Annotated in this window: 20 protein-coding genes; 10 read left to right on the plus strand and 10 right to left on the minus strand. The window is 73.7% G+C overall.

The features are described 5' to 3' along the window. Positions 1–87: 87 nt before the first annotated feature. From BAW75_RS30920 to eccCa, 7 genes are all read right to left on the minus strand, one after another. Positions 88–369: a WXG100 family type VII secretion target gene (locus tag BAW75_RS30920; RefSeq protein WP_043327076.1), complete on the minus strand. Its 282-nt coding sequence runs from the start codon at positions 367–369 to the stop codon at positions 88–90. Positions 370–397: 28 nt separating this feature from the next. Further along, positions 398–706 carry a WXG100 family type VII secretion target gene (locus BAW75_RS30925; RefSeq protein WP_043327078.1) on the minus strand — a complete coding sequence of 103 codons (309 nt, stop codon included), beginning with the start codon at positions 704–706 and terminating at the stop codon, positions 398–400. 212 nt (positions 707–918) lie between these two features. Then, on the minus strand, positions 919–1,188 hold the full coding sequence (locus tag BAW75_RS30930) for a hypothetical protein (protein ID WP_043327079.1): 270 nt from the start codon (positions 1,186–1,188) through the stop codon (positions 919–921). Positions 1,189–1,200: 12 nt separating this feature from the next. Then, entirely contained in the window at positions 1,201–1,929 is a 729-nt protein-coding gene (locus BAW75_RS30935) for a hypothetical protein (protein ID WP_043327081.1), read from the minus strand. A 31-nt stretch (positions 1,930–1,960) separates the two neighbouring features. Next, positions 1,961–2,254, minus strand: a complete 294-nt coding sequence (locus BAW75_RS30940) for a hypothetical protein (protein WP_043327083.1) — start codon at positions 2,252–2,254, stop codon at positions 1,961–1,963. Positions 2,255–2,270: 16 nt separating this feature from the next. Next, positions 2,271–2,681 (minus strand): YbaB/EbfC family nucleoid-associated protein, encoded by a 411-nt coding sequence (locus BAW75_RS30945; protein WP_104115875.1) that lies wholly within the window; start codon positions 2,679–2,681, stop codon positions 2,271–2,273. A gap of 73 nt (positions 2,682–2,754) precedes the next feature. Further along, positions 2,755–6,720 carry a type VII secretion protein EccCa gene (gene eccCa / locus BAW75_RS30950; protein ID WP_104115876.1) on the minus strand — a complete coding sequence of 1,322 codons (3,966 nt, stop codon included), beginning with the start codon at positions 6,718–6,720 and terminating at the stop codon, positions 2,755–2,757. 170 nt (positions 6,721–6,890) lie between these two features. Here eccCa and eccD point away from each other — a divergent pair, with 170 nt between their 5' ends. After that, positions 6,891–8,288, plus strand: a complete 1,398-nt coding sequence (eccD, locus tag BAW75_RS30955; RefSeq protein WP_064448608.1) for a type VII secretion integral membrane protein EccD — start codon at positions 6,891–6,893, stop codon at positions 8,286–8,288. On the opposite strand, the gene BAW75_RS30960 is transcribed toward eccD, so the two are convergent. After that, positions 8,272–9,444, minus strand: a complete 1,173-nt coding sequence (locus BAW75_RS30960) for a type VII secretion protein EccE (protein ID WP_064448609.1) — start codon at positions 9,442–9,444, stop codon at positions 8,272–8,274. The two genes, eccD and BAW75_RS30960, sit on opposite strands and share 17 nt — an antisense overlap. Before the next feature lie 161 nt (positions 9,445–9,605). On the opposite strand from BAW75_RS30960, the gene eccB reads away from it, so the two are divergent. From eccB to BAW75_RS31000, 8 genes are all read left to right on the plus strand, one after another. Next, the gene (eccB, locus tag BAW75_RS30965; RefSeq protein WP_104115877.1) at positions 9,606–11,075 is read left to right on the plus strand and encodes a type VII secretion protein EccB; all 1,470 of its coding nucleotides are present in this window, start codon (positions 9,606–9,608) and stop codon (positions 11,073–11,075) included. A gap of 115 nt (positions 11,076–11,190) precedes the next feature. Continuing rightward, entirely contained in the window at positions 11,191–11,562 is a 372-nt protein-coding gene (locus BAW75_RS30970) for a hypothetical protein (protein WP_030503518.1), read from the plus strand. Further along, a complete protein-coding gene (locus BAW75_RS30975; RefSeq protein WP_104115878.1) occupies positions 11,555–12,835 on the plus strand; it encodes a WXG100 family type VII secretion target in 1,281 nt (426 codons plus the stop codon). Before BAW75_RS30970 ends, BAW75_RS30975 begins: the two co-directional genes overlap by 8 nt. A gap of 107 nt (positions 12,836–12,942) precedes the next feature. Then, the gene (locus BAW75_RS30980; RefSeq protein ID WP_104115879.1) at positions 12,943–13,338 is read left to right on the plus strand and encodes a hypothetical protein; all 396 of its coding nucleotides are present in this window, start codon (positions 12,943–12,945) and stop codon (positions 13,336–13,338) included. Positions 13,339–13,484: 146 nt separating this feature from the next. Beyond that, on the plus strand, positions 13,485–14,318 hold the full coding sequence (locus BAW75_RS30985; protein WP_064448627.1) for a hypothetical protein: 834 nt from the start codon (positions 13,485–13,487) through the stop codon (positions 14,316–14,318). Between the two features lie 77 nt (positions 14,319–14,395). Further along, the gene (locus tag BAW75_RS30990; RefSeq protein ID WP_043327093.1) at positions 14,396–14,734 is read left to right on the plus strand and encodes a YkvA family protein; all 339 of its coding nucleotides are present in this window, start codon (positions 14,396–14,398) and stop codon (positions 14,732–14,734) included. A gap of 22 nt (positions 14,735–14,756) precedes the next feature. Beyond that, on the plus strand, positions 14,757–15,170 hold the full coding sequence (locus BAW75_RS30995) for a pyridoxamine 5'-phosphate oxidase family protein (protein ID WP_104115880.1): 414 nt from the start codon (positions 14,757–14,759) through the stop codon (positions 15,168–15,170). 146 nt (positions 15,171–15,316) lie between these two features. Continuing rightward, entirely contained in the window at positions 15,317–15,925 is a 609-nt protein-coding gene (locus BAW75_RS31000) for a C39 family peptidase (protein ID WP_064448614.1), read from the plus strand. Positions 15,926–16,002: 77 nt separating this feature from the next. Here the strand turns inward: BAW75_RS31000 and BAW75_RS31005 are convergent, their stop codons facing one another. After that, positions 16,003–16,185, minus strand: a complete 183-nt coding sequence (locus BAW75_RS31005) for an antitoxin (RefSeq protein WP_043327099.1) — start codon at positions 16,183–16,185, stop codon at positions 16,003–16,005. Positions 16,186–16,314: 129 nt separating this feature from the next. Here BAW75_RS31005 and BAW75_RS31010 point away from each other — a divergent pair, with 129 nt between their 5' ends. Continuing rightward, entirely contained in the window at positions 16,315–17,448 is a 1,134-nt protein-coding gene (locus BAW75_RS31010) for an AI-2E family transporter (protein WP_104115881.1), read from the plus strand. A gap of 11 nt (positions 17,449–17,459) precedes the next feature. Here BAW75_RS31010 and BAW75_RS31015 read toward each other — a convergent pair whose 3' ends face one another. Further along, complete coding sequence (locus BAW75_RS31015; RefSeq protein WP_104115882.1) at positions 17,460–18,113, minus strand: dienelactone hydrolase family protein; 654 nt, start codon at positions 18,111–18,113, stop codon at positions 17,460–17,462. Positions 18,114–18,144: the final 31 nt, after the last annotated feature.

Below are 18,144 nucleotides of genomic sequence, written 5' to 3' on the forward strand. Positions count from 1 at the left end.
GGCCGGAAATACACGAGACAGGGCCGGAATACACGACGGCTCCGCCCGGCACGAGCCGGAGCGGAGCCGTCGTGGACCGGTCGGGGGTCAGCTGCCCCAGACCTTGGAGTTGCTCATCTCCGTGGTCATGTAGTTCTCGCGCGCGATGCCCACCGCGCCGCCGATCTCGTTCAGGACCTTGTTGATGTCCCGCACGGCGGCGTCCCACTGGGCCTGGTGCTGCTGGTAGGCGGCCCGGTCCTGGCCCTCCCACTCGAGCTTGGTCAGCATCGCCCGCAGCGTGTCCAGCTTCTCGTCGATGATCCGCGAGATGGCCTGCATCTGCTGGTTGCTGCTCTCCAGAACAGCGTAGTCAACCTTGATGCTCATCGATTCCTCCTCTGCCTGTCTTCGCGGATCACGGGTTGAGAGCAGCGTGGAACTTGTCCAGCATCTGCTGCTGCTCTTCGTCGTTGACCTGGTGCGTGGTGCCCGACTTGTCGAGCAGGTCCGCGATGTTGTCCATCGCGGTCAGCAGCTTGTTCGTGTCCTCGGTCCAGCGAGTCATCAGGCTCTGGAAGCCCGTGGACGCCTGGCCCTTCCAGGCCATCGCGAGGTCGTCGACCACGTTCCACAGCTTCTTGAGCTCACCGTCAACCTCGCTGCGCGTGGACCGCACGTCACTCGCGGCGGTGTGCAGAGTCGCTGCACTGACCTCGAACGCCATGCTTCACACCCTTCCGTCTTTTGTGGCGGCGGTTCCGCCGCGCCCTCCCCCGCGGCAAGGCGAACACACCCCACCGACGGACACTTCATCCGAACCGTAGCGGACGATGTCCAACCCGCGCAGCCCTGCCGGCCCATCGACGTACTCCGACAGCCCGGAATCGGCAAGGCGATCCGGCGCTGTCCGTACGAGTTGGACGGTCCGTCCCGAGGTCAGGGCCGCTCACGTGCGGCTTTGACGATCGTCGACACACCGAAGGCCAGCACCGCGACCAGCAGCACCACCACGATCCACAGCAGCGGCTTCTCGAACGCGCGCTCGAACGTCAGCACCAGCAGCGCCGCGCAGGCGCTCAGCGAGACCACCTCGGCGGCCCGCCGCAGCCGCGCCGAGCGGGTCAGCACGGCGAACAGCATCAGGAGCACGAAGACCGGAATGGTCAGCAGGACGTACAGGAACAGTACGAAGATCAGAGTGTCCATGCCCCGCTCCCGTCACCTGTAGAACGCGGAGTCCCGAACCCAGTCGATCTTGATGTCCTTGATGTCCGGGTCGGAGCCGGCGGGCGCCCAGCCGGGCCGGGAGTCCGCGGTGAACGTGAACCGGCTGTCCGTGTGGAACGCGGCCATCAGTGCGTGCAGCAACGCGCTGATCTCGCCGAAGACCAGGACCAGGATCGCGGCGGTGGCGGCCAGGCCGGCGATGCCGATGGCCTGGGCCAGCGCGGTGGTCGCGGGGAAGAACTGGAGCGCGATCGAGGCGATCACCGCGACCAGGATCGGCATGAGCGCCTGCGCCAGGCCGGACACCGCGTCGTTGTACGCGTCCCGGGCCGCGGTGAGCGTGTCCCGGTTGGCGGCGAACGCCTCGGCCAGCGAGTTGATCTCCGCGCCGAGCTTGCGCATGAACTGGTCGAACGCGTCCCGGTCGTCGAAGTCCCACTCCGACGCCTCCGGCGGGACCGCCGCCATCGCCGCGCCGAACTGGTCCGCGCCGAGCAGGCGGGCCGCCTCGTCCCACTTCTTGATGGACTCGTTCACCTGCTGGTTGTCGAAGGACTCCAGGTAGAGGATGGTGCCGATCAGCGCCGCCGAGGCGGCGATCCAGACCAGGTTGCCCCGGGCGATGGCCGCGGCCGACCGCACCGGCGCCGTGGTCTGGGCGACCGACACCGAGCCGGTCACCGTCCCCGAGGCGTTGGCGATGAGGATCTCCGGTGGCATCAGGCGTCCTTCCCCTGGCGGGCCCGGCCGGTCACTTGACCACCCAGGGCTGATCCGACTTCTCCCAGTTCTGCGCGCTCTGTTCGAGCTGCGCGGCGGCCTTGCGCAGATGCTCCGCGCCGGTGCGGACGTTGTCGAGGTGCCCGTCCACGGCCGCGTTGTGCCGCTCCACCGCCCCGGTGCCGAACCAGCTCAGCGCGCCGCCGGGCAGCTTGACCTCGGCCAGCAGCGCCTCGACGTTGCGCAGGTACTGGATCGGCCCGTCCGGGGCGTCGAGCATCCGGCTCGCCTTCCGGATCGCGTCGACGTCGACGGTGTTCGGCATCGTCGTCCCCTCTCGCTCAGCGCCGCAGATTGCGGGTCGGGTCGGACAGATCCACCCCGAACTGACGGAACCAGTCCTCCGGGGTCAGCGTGCCGTCCTGCGCCCGGCGGACCGTCTCGGAGTCGCCGAGCATCTCGCCCAGCATCTCCCGCTGCCGCTCCTCAAAGGCCGCGTACGCGGCGTCGATCGCGGCCTGCATCGACTCGGCCAGGGAGAAGCTGTCCAGCCGCATGGCCCGCGCGTTCAGCTCGATGCCGCCGACCTTCATGTCGCCGTCGACGGTCACCCGCACCAGCCCGTCCGGGCCCCGCCCGGTGACCCGCAGCTCCGCACGCTGCCGCTGGAGCTCGGCCAGCCGCCGCTGCTGCTCCTGCGCCTGCCGCAACAGGCCCTCCAGGGCTCCACCGATACCCGACGGGCTGCTCAACTCCGGCTCTCCCCGTAATCGCGACGATCGATCGGGCCGACGCTACCGGAAGTGACGCCCGCCGTCCGTCCCGTCAGACCGGTTCCGTCCAGGCGGTCTGGATCAGCTGCTGGCCGTCGCGGCGGCGCACCAGCGTGCCCCGGCCCGGCGGCTGCGGGGTCGGCCGCAGGTGGCCGAAGACCGCGCCCTCCTCCCGGCTGCCGGACATGAGCAGTCCCGGCGAGTCCAGCTCACGCAGCCGCTGCAGCACCGGCTCGTACAGCGCCCGGGCCACACCACCGACCCGCCGCGTGACGATCAGGTGCAGGCCGATGTCCCGCGCCTGCGGCAGCAGCTCGTGCAGCGCGCTGAGCGGATTGCTGCCGCCGGAGGCGACCAGGTCGTAGTCGTCCACCAGGATGTAGAGGTCCGGCCCCTTCCACCAGCTCCGGTCGCGCAGCTGCGCGGTGGTCACGTCCGGGCCGGGCAGCCGGTTCTGCAACGCGCTGCGGATCGAGCCGAGACCCTGGCTGAACACCTGGTTCGACGGCGCGTAGTCGAGCAGGTGGTCCCCCTCGACCGCGCCGAGCAGGCCGCGCCGGTAGTCGGCGATGACCAGCCGCGCCTGGGCCGGGGTGTACCGCTCGGCGATCCCCCGGGCGATCAGCCGCAGCAGGTTCGTCTTGCCGCACTCGGCGTCGCCGAACACGGTCAGGTGCGGCTCGCTCGCCAGGTCCAGGTGGACCGGGGCGAGCGCCGACTCGTTGACGCCGATCGGGATGCCCGGGACGGACCGGTCGACCACCTTCGCCAGCTCGGTGACCGCCAGCTTGCGCGGCAGCAGCCGGACCTTCGCCGCCGGACGGCCCGGCCAGTTCGCCGCGACGTGCCCGGCCAGCGCCACCGACGCCTCGGTCAGGTCCTCGATGTCGCGCTTGCCGTCGATCCGCGAGATCGCGGTCAGGAAGTGCAGCTTGTCCCGGGTCAGGCCGCGACCCGGCGCGCCGACCGGCACGTTCTGCGCGGCCCGCCGGTCGATCTCCGACTCCGACGGGTCACCGAGCCGCAGCTCCAGCTTGGTGCCGAGCAGGTCCCGCATGTTGATCCGGATCTCCGCCCAGCGCACCGCCGTGATCACCACGTGGACGCCGAAGCCGAGGCCCCGGTTGGCCAGGTTGGTGATGGTCTGCTCCAGCTCCTCGTACTCCTGGCGCAGCGTGTTCCAGCCGTCCACCACGAGGAAGACGTCACCGAACGGGTCGTCGGCGAACTCACCGGCCGCGCGGCGGCGCCGGTAGCTGGCCACCGAGTCGATGCCGTGCTGGGTGAACCGGTTCTCCCGCTCGTCGATAACCGCGACCACCTCGGCGACCGTCCGCCGGACCGCCTCGGTGTCCCGCCGCCCCGCCACGCCCGAGGTGTGCGGCAGCCCGTCCAGGCTGCGCAGCGCGCCACCACCGAAGTCGAGGCAGAAGAACTGCACCTCGCGCGGCGTGTGGGTGAGCGCCAGCGAGGCCAGCATCGAGCGCAACATCGTGCTCTTGCCGCTCAGCGACGCGCCGACGATCACCACGTTGCCGCCGGCCCCGGCCAGGTCGACCATCATCGGGTCGCGGCGCTGCTCGTACGGGCGGTCCACGATGCCGACCGGCACGGCGAGCCGGCCGCGGCCCGGCCAGTCGGCGGTGGTCAGGCCGTACGTCGGGTGCACGCTCAGCTTCGGCAGCAGCTCGGCCAGCCCGGACGGCTCGGCCAGCGGCGGCAGCCAGACCTGGTGTGCCGGCTTGCCGCGGCCCTTGAGCTGGTCGATCAGCACGTCCAGCATGGCCACCGCCTTGCCGTCGCCCGACTGCTCCGGCTCCGGCGTGGCCTCCGCCGGACTCGGCAGCGCCGGCGCCGGTACGTAGTCGATGCCGTACGGGACGATCCGCCGCTGCACCTGGGCCCGGGTGGAGCGCTGCGCCTGCCCCGGCGCCTGGTACGGGCCGGACACGTACGCCGCACGGAACCGCAGCATCGTGGCGGTGTCGGTCTTCAGGTAACCGTGACCCGGCGCGCTGGGCAGCTCGTACGCGTCCGGCACGCCGAGCACGATCCGGCTCTCCACCGCCGAGAACGTGCGCAGACCGATCCGGTACGACAGGTGCGTGTCCAGGCCGCGCAGCTTGCCCTCCTCCAGCCGCTGCGAGGCGAGCAGCAGGTGCACGCCGAGCGACCGGCCGAGGCGGCCGATCATCACGAACAGGTCGATGAAGTCCGGCTTGGCCGCCAGCAGCTCGGAGAACTCGTCACAGATGATCAGCAGGCTCGGCATCGGCTCCAGCGGCTCACCGGCCGCCCGCGCCTTCTCGTAGTCGTAACGGGAGACGTAGTTGCCGGCCGCCCGCAGCACCTCCTGCCGGCGGTTCATCTCACCGGCGAGCGCGTCCCGCATGCGGTCCACCAGCGGCAGCTCGTCCGAGAGGTTGGTGATCACCGCGCTGGTGTGCGGCAGCGCGTCCAGGGAGGCGAACGTCGCACCGCCCTTGAAGTCGACCAGGACGAAGTTCAGCTCCTCCGAGGAGTGCGTCACGGCCAGCGCGGCGACCACCGTACGCAGCAGTTCGCTCTTGCCGGAGCCGGTCGCGCCGATCACCAGGCCGTGCGGGCCCATGCCCTCGTGCGCGGACTCCTTGAAGTCCAGCTCGACCACGTTGCCGTCCGGGCCCAGGCCGAGCGGGATGCGCAGCCGGTCGCGGTGGCTGCGCGGCCGCCAGGTCTGCCGGACGTCCACGGTGGCCGCGTCGCCGACACCGAGCAGGTCGGGCAGCTCCATGCTGCGGGCCAGCGGCTCCTCGGTGCTCGCGCCCTGCTGCTGGGAGAGCCGGAACGGGGCGATCTGCCGGGCCAGCCCCTCGGCGGCGGACAGGGACAGCCGGTCCGGGCTGCCGAGCCGGGACGTGGCGGTGCCGCGGACCAGGTCCAGGCCGGTGCCGTCGCCGGCGTCCAGGCAGAGCAGCCAGCGCCCGGCGTCGCGGGGCACCGTGCCGGACAGGTCGACCACTGTGGTGCCGAGCAGGCCCGGCCCGGTCAGCGCGCAGGTCGCCGAGACCTCGCCGCCGTCCAGCACCACCACCACGTGCGGCGCGGTGGTCAGCGGCTTCGCCTCCGGCGCGCACCGGGGCCGCCCGCCCAGTTCCTGGGCCAGCGCGGTCTCCGCCTCGTCCAGCGCGGCGAACACCATCCGGCGCGCGCCCGCCGCGTCGGTACGCCCCGGGTGCTGGGCGTGCGGCAACCACTTCACCCAGTCCCAGACCGGTTGCCGGTCCGGCGCGGCCACGACGACGACCAGCAGGTCCTCCGGGGCGTGGAACGTGACGAGCTGGCCCAGCGCGGCCCGGGCCAGGTCGAGCACCACCTCCCGGTCGCCGCGCAACGCGATCCGGCTGAACGCGCGCAGCGACAACGCGGTCGGCAGATCCGGCACGCTGGAGTGGGCCCGGACGAACCGGCGCAGCGCGATCGCGCTCATCGGCTCCAGGTCCTCCACCGGCTTGGTCTCCGGCGGCACGATCTCCACCGCCAGCCGCTGCGGGCCGAGCGCGATCCGCACCTCGCCGAAGTCGTCCTCGGTGATCCGCCGCTCCCACAGCCGGCGGGAGGCGGCGATCGACCAGAGCGCGTCCGGCTCCGGGTGCCGCCAGGTCATCGCGGCGCGCTGCTGCTCGGCGGCCCGGCGGGTGCGCTTGCGCATCTGCGCCAGGTAGCGCATGTAGTCGCGCCGCTGCGCGTTCAGCTCGGCCTTGTCGTTGCCGCCGTTGCCGAGCGTGCCGATCGCCATGCCCAACATGGACACACCGAACAGGCCACCCGCGACGTACGTCATCATGCCGCCGCCGCGGCCGGCGTAGAGGAAGGCCATCGCGCCGACACCGCAGAGCATCGGCAGGATCATCAGCACCTGCCCCATGCCCTTGGCCTTCGGCTCCGGCAGCTCGGGCGGGGACTCCAGCAGCACCTCGCCGCGCGGCAGCGCGGGCCCCGGTTGACGCGGAAGCCGGCGGAACACCACCGTACTCACGGCTCTCCCCTCCCCAGAAGCGGCCCTGATCGTGGTCTGCCACCGCCGGTGAGCGTCGGGTGGGCAACCTGTGCGACCGCCATCGTAGGTAATCTCCCGGAGGCGTCGTGGACCCGTGGGGGCGGCGCCGTGGGCCGAGCGGATCGTTTGCGAGCAACGAGGAGGCCACTGTGGCGACGAAGACGGCGACCGGTGGGCTGAGCCGGATCACCATCGTGGCGCCACGTACCAGGATGGATCTGGCGCTGCCGTCCGACGTGCCGCTCGCCGACCTGCTGCCCACGCTGCTGCGCTACGCGGGCGAGGACCTGGCCGACGAGGGTGTGCGGCACGGCGGCTGGGCCCTGTCCCGGCTCGGCGGCCAGCCGCTCGACGGTGGCCGTACCGCCGCGCAGCTCGGGGTCCGCGACGGCGAGGTGCTCTACTTCAACCCCCGTGCCGCGACCGCCCCGGAGATCGTCTTCGACGACGTGGTGGACGCGGTCGCCACCTCCACCACCCAGCGGGCGGGCGCCTGGCAGGTGGGCACCACGCGGGCGTTCGCGGTCCTCCTGGCCGCCTCCGCGCTTGCCGGCGGCGCGGTGGCGGCGCTGTTCACCGGCCCGCCGCACCTGCCCGGCGCGGCGGCCGCCTTCGTGGTCGCGGTGGCGCTGCTGGTCGGTGCCGCGGTGCTGTCCCGGGCGGCCGGAGACAGTCGCACCGGCGCGGTGCTGGCCCTGGTCGGGATCGGCTACGCGGGCGTCGGCGGCCTGCTGGTGCTCGCCGGTGAGCGGACGCTCGGCGAGCTGGCCGCCCCGCACGTCCTGCTCGCCGGCACCGCCGTGGTGGTGTTCGGCGCGATCGCCGCGCTCGCCGTCGGCGACCGCCTGCCGCTGTTCCTCGGCGCGGTCGGCGTGGGGGCGGCGGTCGGGCTCGGCGCGGTGCTCAGCCTGGCCTTCGGCATCGGCGCGGCGGCGTCGGCGGCAGTGGTGGCGACAGTCGCCTTCGGCGCGCTGCCGGCGCTGCCGATGCTCGCGTACCGCCTCGCCCGGCTGCCGGTGCCGTCCATCCCCACCGGGCCGGACGACCTGAAGACCGACACCGAGTCGGTGGACGGACCGTCGGTGCTGCGCAACAGCGAGCGCGCCGACGGTTTCCTCACCGGCCTGCTCTGGACCGTCTCGCTGCTGGTGCTCGGCGGCGAGGTGGTGCTGGCCGAGGACGGCCGCCTGCCGGCGGTACTGCTCTGCCTGGTCCTGGCGCTGCTGTCGCTGCTGCGGGCGCGCCCGTTCCTCGGCCGCGGGCAGCGCACGCCGGTGCTGCTGTCCGGCACCGTCGGCCTGGGACTGGTCGCCGCCGCCACGTTCGCCGCCGGCTCGCTGGCGGTCCGGCTCGGGCTGGTCCTCGGCGGCCTGGCCGTGGTGGCCGTGATCAGCCTGGTCTACGGCCTGACCGTGGCCGGCAAGCGGATCTCGCCGGTCTGGGGCCGGACCCTGGACATCGTCGAGATCCTGCTGATCATCGCGCTGGTGCCGCTCGCCGTGTGGGTGTGCGGCATGTACGGCTGGATCGTCAACCTTCGACCGTGACGGTCCCCATCGCGGTGCCGACCGGCGCGGTGGCGTAGACGCCGGGACCGTGCTGGCCGTCCAGCGGGCGGGCCGGCACACCCGCGCGCCCGGCCATGTCCCGGACCGCCTTCACCAGCGCCTCGGCGTGCCCGTCCATGGCCGCCACCCGCAGCAGCGGCGGAACCCGCCGGCCGCCCGGGAGCACCACGGCGGCGACCGTGTGCGACGGCGCCGAGGTGGCGGTGACCGCGTCCACGAGCGCGCCGAGCGAGCCGTTGGGGCGTACCCGCAGGGCCAGGCAGCGCTGCGTCCAGCCGCCCCCGCGCACGCTGGTCCACGTCTCCACCGGCGCCTCCGGCGCCAGGTCGAGCCCGGCGCCGGACACCACCGCCGCGTGCAGCTCGTCCCGCCCGAGCACGCGGTGGCCGAGACCGGCGGCGTTGAGCGCCTTGCCGAGCCGGCCCACCCCGGCCGCCACCGTCCGGTGCACGCCGCGCAGGCCGCCGCCGCGGCTCACCGTTTCGGCCCGCGCGTCGGCCACCGACAGTCGCAGCGCCACCCACACGGTCCGGTACGCCGACGGCGGCGCGCCGGGGGCCGGGTACCAGACCAGCGTGTGCGAGACGACCTGGGTCTGGGTGACCGGGCCGGAGAAGTCGGCGAGCACGGCGAGCGCGCGGTCCACCACGGCGGCCTCGATCGAGCCCGCGGGCGCGCCGGGCCGGCCGGTGAGCGCCAGCGCGGCGAACCAGCCCCGGTCGTCCTGCCCGATGCCGAGGCGGGTGCCGCGCTCGGTCAGCTCCACCACTGTCAGTTCCGGGGCGAGCGCGGCCAGCCGGGGGTCGCCGCCCGGCGTCGCGCCCCGGGCCCGGTCGCGGCGGCGGCGCAGCCGGCGGCGGAGCATCAGGTCCTCGTACCACCATCGGCCGCCCCGGCGCGCGAACGCGGCGACCACTGCCAGCAGCGCCAGCCCGCCCACCACCCCGAGCAGCCAGGGCGGGCCGGCGGTGGCGAACCAGACCGCCAGCGCGGCGCACTCCACCACGACGAGCTGCCCGACCACGACCGGGCCGAGCCGGCCCCGGCGGCGCTTGTCGGCCGGGGTGACCGGCCGGTCCACCGGTACGGCGGGGGCGGTGGCCGTACGACCGGGTGGCGCCTGCAGCTGCGTCATCGGTGAGCGTCCCTTCTGGACATCCTGGACATCCGCCGGCGGGGTGCGGCGTTCGGGCGGCGGACGGGGTCCGGCGCACCCCCGGTGGCCCCTTATCGTAGGGAAGCCCGCGACGCCGCTCGGCCCTGTCGTCGTTGGACCCACCCCGCCGGAGGTTAGTCATGCGGACCCGCCGCGATCAGGTCCAGGCGTACCGCTTCGTCACCCGCCGCATCGTCTCGGCGCTGCTGTCGGGCGACCCGGAGACCAACGACCTGCCGATGCGCCGCCTTGGCATGGCGGTGTTCGGCAGCGTGATCGCGGCCGCCGTGGTGCTCGGCGGGGTGGGCGCGTACGGGCAGCTCACCAGCAACTCGGCGCCGCTGGAGCCGAACACGCTGGTGATCGAGCGGGAGACCGGCGCGACGTACTACTTCGGCGAGGACCGGGTGCTGCGCCCGACGCTCAACTACGCCTCGGCGCGGCTGATCGTCAACGACGCGGCGGCGAAGCCCCGCACCATGTCCCAGGCGTCCATCAAGGACCGGCCGCGCGGCCGGCTGGTCGGCATCGTGGGCGCCCCCGACGACCTGCCGGACCGCAAGTCCCTGGTCGGGCTCCCCTGGTCGGTGTGCGACGTGCCCGACCCGAACGACACGCAGCGCTCCACCACGCACCTGGTGATCGACCGGACGCTGCCCGGCGGCACCGCGCTCACCGACCGGGCTGTCGTGGTGCGCACCGGCGACGCCCGCTACCTGCTCACCGGCGGCTCGCGGCTGCGTGTCGCCGGCGACGACCAGGCGCTGGTGGCGTTGAAGATGGCCGGCGTCACGAACCTCACCGTCGGGCAGCAGCTGCTGAACGCGGTACCGGTGGGCCCGGTGCTGCGCAAGCCCACGATCGACGGGGACGGCGGCGCGAGCGGGCTCACGGTGGGCGGCCGGCCGGCCCGGATCGGCCAGGTCTACCAGGCGGCCGGCCAGTACTACGTGCTCACCCGGCAGGGCCTGGCCACGGTCCGGGAGGTGACCGCGCTGCTGCTGCTCGGCCGGGGTGGCGAGGTGGCGCAGATCACGCCGGACGAGGCGGGCCGGCTCCTCACCGACCAGCGGCTGGAGCCGGACGGCCTGCCCGCCCGGCTGCCGACGCCGCACGAGGTCCGCCCGGGGCGCACGGTGCTCTGCGCCACCTACCGGCCCGGCCCGGCCGGCCAGCCGCCGACCACCACGCTTGAGGTCTTCGACTCCCCGCCGGCCGAGCTGACCCAGTCGACCGCGATGCCGTCGCGGCAGGGCGGCCGGGACGCGGTACGCACCGCCGAGAACGTGCTGCTGCCCGGCGGCAAGGGCGTGCTGGCGCAGGCCACGGCCGGAGAGAGCGGCAAGCCGGCGGCCGGGTCGACGGTCTACCTGATCACCGCCCAGGGCATCCGCTTTCCGCTCGGCACCGCCGGGGGCGACGCGAAGAGCGCCCTCGGGTACGGCGACGTGACCCCGCTGGCCGTACCCGCCTCGCTGCTGGCGCTGGTGCCGACCGGCCCGACGCTGTCGCGCCAGGACGCGATGGCGTACTTCGATGCCTCGACCCCGGCGGCACCCACCGCGACCCCCTCCACCGGCGGCGCCGCGGCCCAGGTCCAGGGCGGTTGACCGGCCCCGCCCGGGTCCGATGTGGATGGGGCCTGTCACGGGTCGCCCGGGTTGGCGCGTTTCGACTAACCTGAGTGCGGCGAAGGTTATCGACGATGACTACGGGGATGCAGCCATGACGGGGCGCACGACAGTAGACGTACTGTCCCTGGAGGACTTCCACCAGCGACTTGAGCGGCGGCTGGACGAGGCGGAGTCGGTGTTGCGCAAGCTGAACACCCAGATGCAGTGCCGCCCGCCCGCGCTCGGCACGTTCACCGACGCGACCGACAACGCACGTCGCTACTCCGAGACGCACCAGAGCTACGTCAACCACGTCGACCGGCTGCGCCGGGCGATCCTGGCCGCCCGCGAGGCGACCCACAAGATCATGACGAACTACAAGACCGCCGAGGCCCGCAACGCCGCCGCCGCGGCCGACATCGCCGCCGCCCTCTCGGGGCTGAACGAGGCGATGAAGCAGCCGAAGGAGGACCCGCGTGTCTGAGTACACCCGGCGCTACGAGCACGTCAGCCACGAGGAGCTCTACCAGGGCGTCAACGCCGGCGACCCGAAGCAGATCGAGGCGCTCAGCGCCCAGTGGACCTCCCTCAAGAGCACGCTCGACGACCTCGGCCGCGACCTCACCGCCGACCTGGAGGCGCTGTCCAAGAGCTGGACCGGCGACGCCGCGCGCGAGTTCACCAGGCGGCTGGACATGGTCGTGCGCTACTCCGGCAACCTCGCCGAGGGCATGACGGGCATCCGGCAGGGCCTCGACATGATGTCCAGCGAGCTGCGGGCCGCGCAGTCCAAGGCGGAGAGCCCGGAGAAGACCGACGACAACGACAAGCTGCTCTCCGGCGCCGGCAAGGGCTTCCTGCTCGGCGGCGCCCCCGGCGCGGTGATCGGCGGGATCGTCGGCCACCAGCAGGACAAGGCCGAGCAGGAGAAGGCGCACCAGCGGATGGTGCAGGTCGTGGCGAAGCTCGCCGAGGGCTACGACTTCTCGGCGTACGGCCGGATCGTCGTGCCGGACCCGCCCGAGGTCGAGCTGCCCGGCAACACCAGCAACGGCGACCCGACGCTGCAGAACGGCCCCTCGGTCAAGACGCCGTCGTCCGGCCCGAACCTGGGCAGTTTCGGCCCGGGAGCGAGCGCCACCGCCACCACGTCGGGCGTGCACCACACGGCGCCGACCAGCGGCACGCCCGGTGCGGACGCCCCGGGCGCGGGCACACCGGGCGGCAACCCCGGCGCGGGCGCTCCGGGCTCGGTCACCACCGGCGGAACCGCCGACCCGGGCGGCACCTCGCTGGCCGGCGCCGGCCCGTTGACCGGCACCACCGGCGGCCCGACGATCGGCGGCAGCGCGGGCTTCGGCTCCGGCGGCGGCCCCGCCACGATGACGGCCGGCGGGGGCAGCGGCGGGCTCTACGGCGCCCCCGGCGTGCTCAGCACCGGGTCGCTCGCGGGCACCGGTCCCAACTCTGCGTCCTCGGCCCGGTTCGGCGGCGCGCCCGGCGCGGAGAACCGCGCGGCGGCCGGCACCGGCCGGCTCACCTCCGGTCGCGGCCTGGTGGTCGAGGCCGGGGGCAGGTCCGGCGAGCGGGCCGGCGGCACCGGGCGGCCCGCGATGGCCGGCCGTGGCGGCGTGCTCGGTGGTCGCGGCAGCCACGGCGACGACGAGTCCGACGGCCGGCTGACCTGGCTCACCGAGGACGAGATGGTCTGGGGCGACGGCGACGGCGCTCCGCCGCCGGTGCTCGGCGGCAACTGACAGCGGCATCGAGGCAGCGGTCCGTCCACAGCGACCCGTGGGACGGCTCACGTAACCAGCAAGATCTTTGAGCTGCGAAATCGTCCGCTGACCGATAGGTTGAATTGGTGCTGCCCGTAGCGTTCGCCCCGTCCACCTGGACGGCGACGCTGCGCCGGATCGCCCGCACGGCCGTGGCCGGCCTGGTGCTGATCGTCGGCCTCCAGGGCATCGCCGCCGCACCCGCCCATGCCGCCGTGACCGAGCAGTCCGTCGCGGTCACTGTCGCCTCCGCCGCCGCGCCGAGCGTGATCGCGTCTCCGGTTCCGGCCGAGGTTGGCCTGACGACGGTCGCGGCGGGCGGCACGACGGCCGACGGCGCGCCGCGATCCACCTCCGGTCCCGCCGCCGACGCGGCCGGCACCGAATCCACAGCCGCCGGGCGGGTGCCCGGCGTGGCGGCCGTCGCCGTCGCCGACCCGGCTCGGGCAGCCATCGCCCGCCGCGGTCCGCCGCGCGCCTGACCGGGCCACCTTTCCGGTACGCCCCGGCGCGGCCACACCTGCCGCACCCGCGCGCCCTGCCGCGTCTCCGTAGCGAGACGCACCCCACCCGGATGACCGGGCCACAAACCGTTGTTCGTCAGTCGTTCCACCTTGAGGTGCTGGTGATGCAGACCGTCTTCTCCACCGTCCTGCCCGACGTCCCCGCTGCCGCCGTGATCTGGCTGGCTCTGCTCGCCGTGGCCGCCACAGTGGTCGCCGCCCTGATCGTCCGCCCGTCCCGGTTCCGCTCGGAGCTTGTCGACCGGATCAGTGACGCCGCCCGGCCGAGCAGCATCGATCAGGCCGAGCGGGCCCGCGTACAGGATCGGGAGCGGGACCGGTACGCCGACGAGGTGGCGGTGGCCGCCGCCCGCGCGGCGGCCACCGCCGAGCGGAGCCGGACGGAGTGGCTGACCGCCCAGGAGGAGGCCGAGGCGGCCTGGCAGGCGTACCAGGCGGCGGAGGACGACGTGCGGCGCCTGGCCGCCGCCGCGGCGCTGCCGCTGCCCCGGACCGCCCGGACCCCGGCCGAGTACGCGGACCGGGAGCGCTGGCTGCACCGGGCGGCGATGGACGCCCAGTGGCGCAACGAGATCACGGTGCGGCAGCTCAGCGACATCCTCGGCGGGAACGGCTGGGACCCGAGCCGGCACCCGGTGGAGCAGGAGCTGCTGCTGCGCCGGCTGGTTCGGGACAACCTCGCCGCCCGGCACCGGGCCGCCACGCAGCGGGAACAGGCCGCCTGGCAGGCCGCCGAGCGGGCCGCGGCGGCGGCGCAGAGCCTGCGCGACGAGGCGTTCGCGGCGCTGCACCCGGCCCCTGAGCCGCAGGCGGAGCTGTCCATCGTCGGGTTCGCCGGGCCGGAGACCACCCGGGAACTGCCGACCGGTTCGGCCGCCGTCGACATCACCCGCGAGCTGACCCCGGTTGCCCGGGGACGGGCGGCCGTGGCGGCCTGAGCGCCCCGGGCCACGACCCGGGGCGTCACGGCCACGACCCGCGGGCGGCATCGACCCGGCTCGGCTAGCGTGAGGGCGTGTCCCGTGAAGCCTGGGTGCTCGTCGTACTCGCCGCCGTCGTCGCGGCGGCCATGCTGGCCGGGGCGGTCGTGCTCGCCGTCCGGCTGGTCCGCACCCGCCGCATGCTCGGCGCGCTCGGCGCCGGCGGCAAGGTCGCGTTCTACGGCGCGCTGATCTACACGATCCTGCCGGTGGACCTGCTGCCCGACCCGATCTACCTGGACGACATGGGCGTGCTGGCCGGCGCGCTGTTCTACCTGGGCCGGCTGGCCGTCAAGCATCGTGCCGCCCAGGTCGAACAGCGGGCCACCGGGAAGTCCCCGGCGCTGCCGCCCGGCGCGGCGCCCCGCCGATGAGACACGCGAACGAGGAGACGGCATGGCGGGACGGCACCGGTTGGATCCGCACGACGGGCGGGTGGCCCGCTTCTTCGCGGACCGGCATCTCGCCACGCTGACCACGCTGCGCGCCGACGGCACCCCGCACGTCGTACCGGTGGGGGTGACCTTCGACCCGGAGGCCGGCCTGGCCCGGGTGATCACCTCCGCGGGGTCGGCCAAGGCGCGGCACGTCGCCGCGGCCGGACCGGACGGCACTCCGGTGGCGGTGTGTCAGGTCGACGGCCGCTGGTGGCTGACCGTGGAGGGCCGGGCGGCGCTGCGCGGCGACCCGGCTTCGGTGGCCGAGGCCGAACGGCGGTACGCCGAGCGTTATCGCACCCCGCGTCCGAATCCGGAGCGGGTGGTCATCGAGATCGCGGTGACCCGGCTCCTGGGCAGCCTGCCCGACTGAGGCGCTCTGTCCGGTTTCGCGGTGGCCCCGGTCACGCCCGGAAATGAGGCCCGGAAGCAGGGCGGTTGAACTCTCCGTACGCCGAGCGCCACTCCTGGTGCCGCGTCTCCCGCACGGAGCCGTCGACCCCCGAATGGAGCCTCGACATGAACCCGATCATCCGCAAGTGCCTGCTCTCCGTCGCCGGTCTCGCCGCTGCCGGCGGTGCCGTCGCCGGCCCGGCTGCCGCCCACGCGGCCCCGGTCAAGGGCAAGGGTGACCGCACCGCCGACTACGAGTACCAGGCTCAGCCGAACTTCTTCTACTGTGGTCCCGCCTCGGCCCGCATCGCGCTCTCGGCCGAGGGCAAGGACGTGAGCCAGGACGAGCTGGCCGCGAAGCTGGGCACCACCCAGAACGGCACCGACTCCGCCATCGACATCACCCGGGTGCTCAACGAGTACACCGGCGGCAAGTACCGGACCACCGAGATCCGCGACGACGTGGCCACCCCGGAGCAGGTGGCCCGCCTGCGCGCGGACATCCGGACCGCCGTGGACGACGACCGGCCGGTGGTGGCGAACATCCTGGGCGGCGCCCGGGACATCGACGGGGTGGAGCACAGCTACCCCGGCCATTACCTGACCGTGGTGCGGTACGAGGGCGACGCCGACACCGTCCTCATCGCCGACCCCGCCCGGCCGGACACGCCGACGTACTGGATGGACGTAACCGAGCTGGCCAACTGGATCGCCGGACGCGGCTACAGCTCCTGACCCCGACGCCACGGCGGCCACGCTCCCTGAGGGGGCGTGGCCGCCGTCGTGTCCGGCGCCGGTGCGGGTGTACGGGGTCAGCGCCCGGTGTCACCCTCGCCGGTCCGCTGCTGCGCCATGTCGACGCCCTTGTCGATCTGGGCGTCGTACTTGCCGCCGGTGCGCTTGTCGGCCGCGTCACCCGCCTTCTCGATGCCCTGGTCGACCTGCTTGTCATGCTTGTCGGCGAAGTCCTTGGCCTTGTCCATGAAGTCGCTCATGTCGGATCTCCCTTCGATACGTTGGAAGCCTTCCCTGGGGCTGGGGGCACAAACACCGGGTGGGCAATTCCCACCGGGGTGTCGGATCGACGTGCGTCGGGTACCAACGGCCACGATCGAGGAGGCGACGTGGACGCTGATGGATCCGAGCCGACGCGGCCGGCACCGACGACCGGCCCCCGGCAGACCTGGGCGGGGCTGCCCTGGCCGGTACGGACCGCTGTCACCTGGAGCGCCTGTCTCCTCGTGGTGACGGCCGGGTTGTGGCTGCTGGGGCAGATCGCGGTGCTGCTCGCGCCGCTGGCGGTGGCGCTGGCCGGCACGCTCTTCCTCACCGCGCTACTCGATCCGGTCCTGGTACGCCTGCGCCGGCTGCGGGTGCCGGCCGGGCTCGCCGCGCTGCTCACCGTCCTGCTGTTGCTCGGCATCCTGGGTGGTGCCGGCGTACTGGTCTGGAATCTCACCGCGAGCCAGTTCGGCGAGCTGAGCCAGCAACTCGACGAGGGGCTGCAACGCACCCGCGACTTCGTCACCTCCAGCCTGCCGGTCACCGATCAGCAGCTCGACCGGCTGGTGGAGCAGATCCGGCAGGGCCTGAGCAGCGGGACGCCCGACCCGGTGGCCGGGGCGCGCAAGGCAGCCGAGGTGGCCGGCGCGATCCTGCTCGCGCTGGTGCTGCTGTTCTTCCTGCTCAAGGACGGCCGTTCGATGTGGCACTGGGTGCTGCGCCGGCTGACCGGTCCGCGCCGGGAGCTGACCGCCGAGGCGGGCCGGGCCGGCTGGCGCACGCTCGGCGCGTACAGCCGGGGCACGATGATCATCGCGGCCATCGACGCCATCGGCATCGGACTGGCGCTTGTCGTGTTGCGGGTCCCGCTGGCCCTGCCGCTCGCCCTGATCACGCTCCTCGGCGGCTTCGTGCCGATCATCGGTGCCACGGTGGCCGGCGCGGTGGCGGTGCTTGTCGCGCTCGCCGCGAACGGTCCCACCACGGCTCTGCTCACGCTCGCCGCGGTGATCGCCGTCCAGCAGATCGAGGGCAACCTGCTGGAGCCACTGGTGATGCGGCGGCAGGTGCAACTGCATCCGGCGGTCATCCTGGTGGTGGTCACCGCCGGCACGCTGGTCGCCGGGGTGGCCGGCGCGTTCGTGTCGGTGCCGATCGCGGCGGTGCTCTGGCGGGTGCTGGACACCGTGCAGCGGCACCGCGCCGAAACCGGCCGCGCCGCCGGGCCGGACTCGGCCGTCGACGCCGCGGGCTGACGGGCTGCCGCTCAGGCGGGGTGCGGCTGGCGCAGGTGGGTGGTGAACCAGGTACCTGCCTGGTCGGCCACCTGCTCCAGCGTGCCGGGCTCCTCGAACAGGTGGGTGGCGCCGGGCACGATCCGCAGCTCCGCCACCTCGCCGAGCGCGTCCCGGGCCTGCTCGTTGAGCACGATCACCTGCTCGTCCAGGCCGCCGACGAGCAGCAGCGTCGGTGCGCGTACCGCGGTCAGTGAGCTTCCGGCCAGGTCGGGCCGGCCGCCCCGGGAGACCACCGCGCCCACCCGGTCCGGCCGGGCCGCCGCGGCGACCAGGGCGGCGGCGGCGCCGGTGCTGGCCCCGAACAGCCCGATCGGGAGCCGCCCCAGCTCCGGGTCGGCGCCCATCCAGTCGACGATCCCGGCCAGGCGCTCGGCCAGCATCCCGATGTCGAAGCGCAGCTCGGCGGTGACCTCGTCCCGCGCCTCCTCGTCGGCGGTCAGCAGGTCGACCCGCACGGTGGCCAGCCCACGGTCGTTGAGCGCGCGACCGACGGCCGTGTTGCGCGGGCTGTGCCGCGAGCTGCCGCTCCCGTGCGCGAACAGCACCACCCCACCGGCCCCGCCGGGCACACTGACATCCCCGACGAGCCCTCCGTCGACAACAGGCACCGAACCCCCACGCATATCCCTCCCCCCCCCCCCCCCCCCCCCCCCC

The organism is Micromonospora chalcea (genome assembly GCF_002926165.1).
GTDB classification, from domain to species: Bacteria; Actinomycetota; Actinomycetes; order Mycobacteriales; family Micromonosporaceae; genus Micromonospora; species Micromonospora chalcea.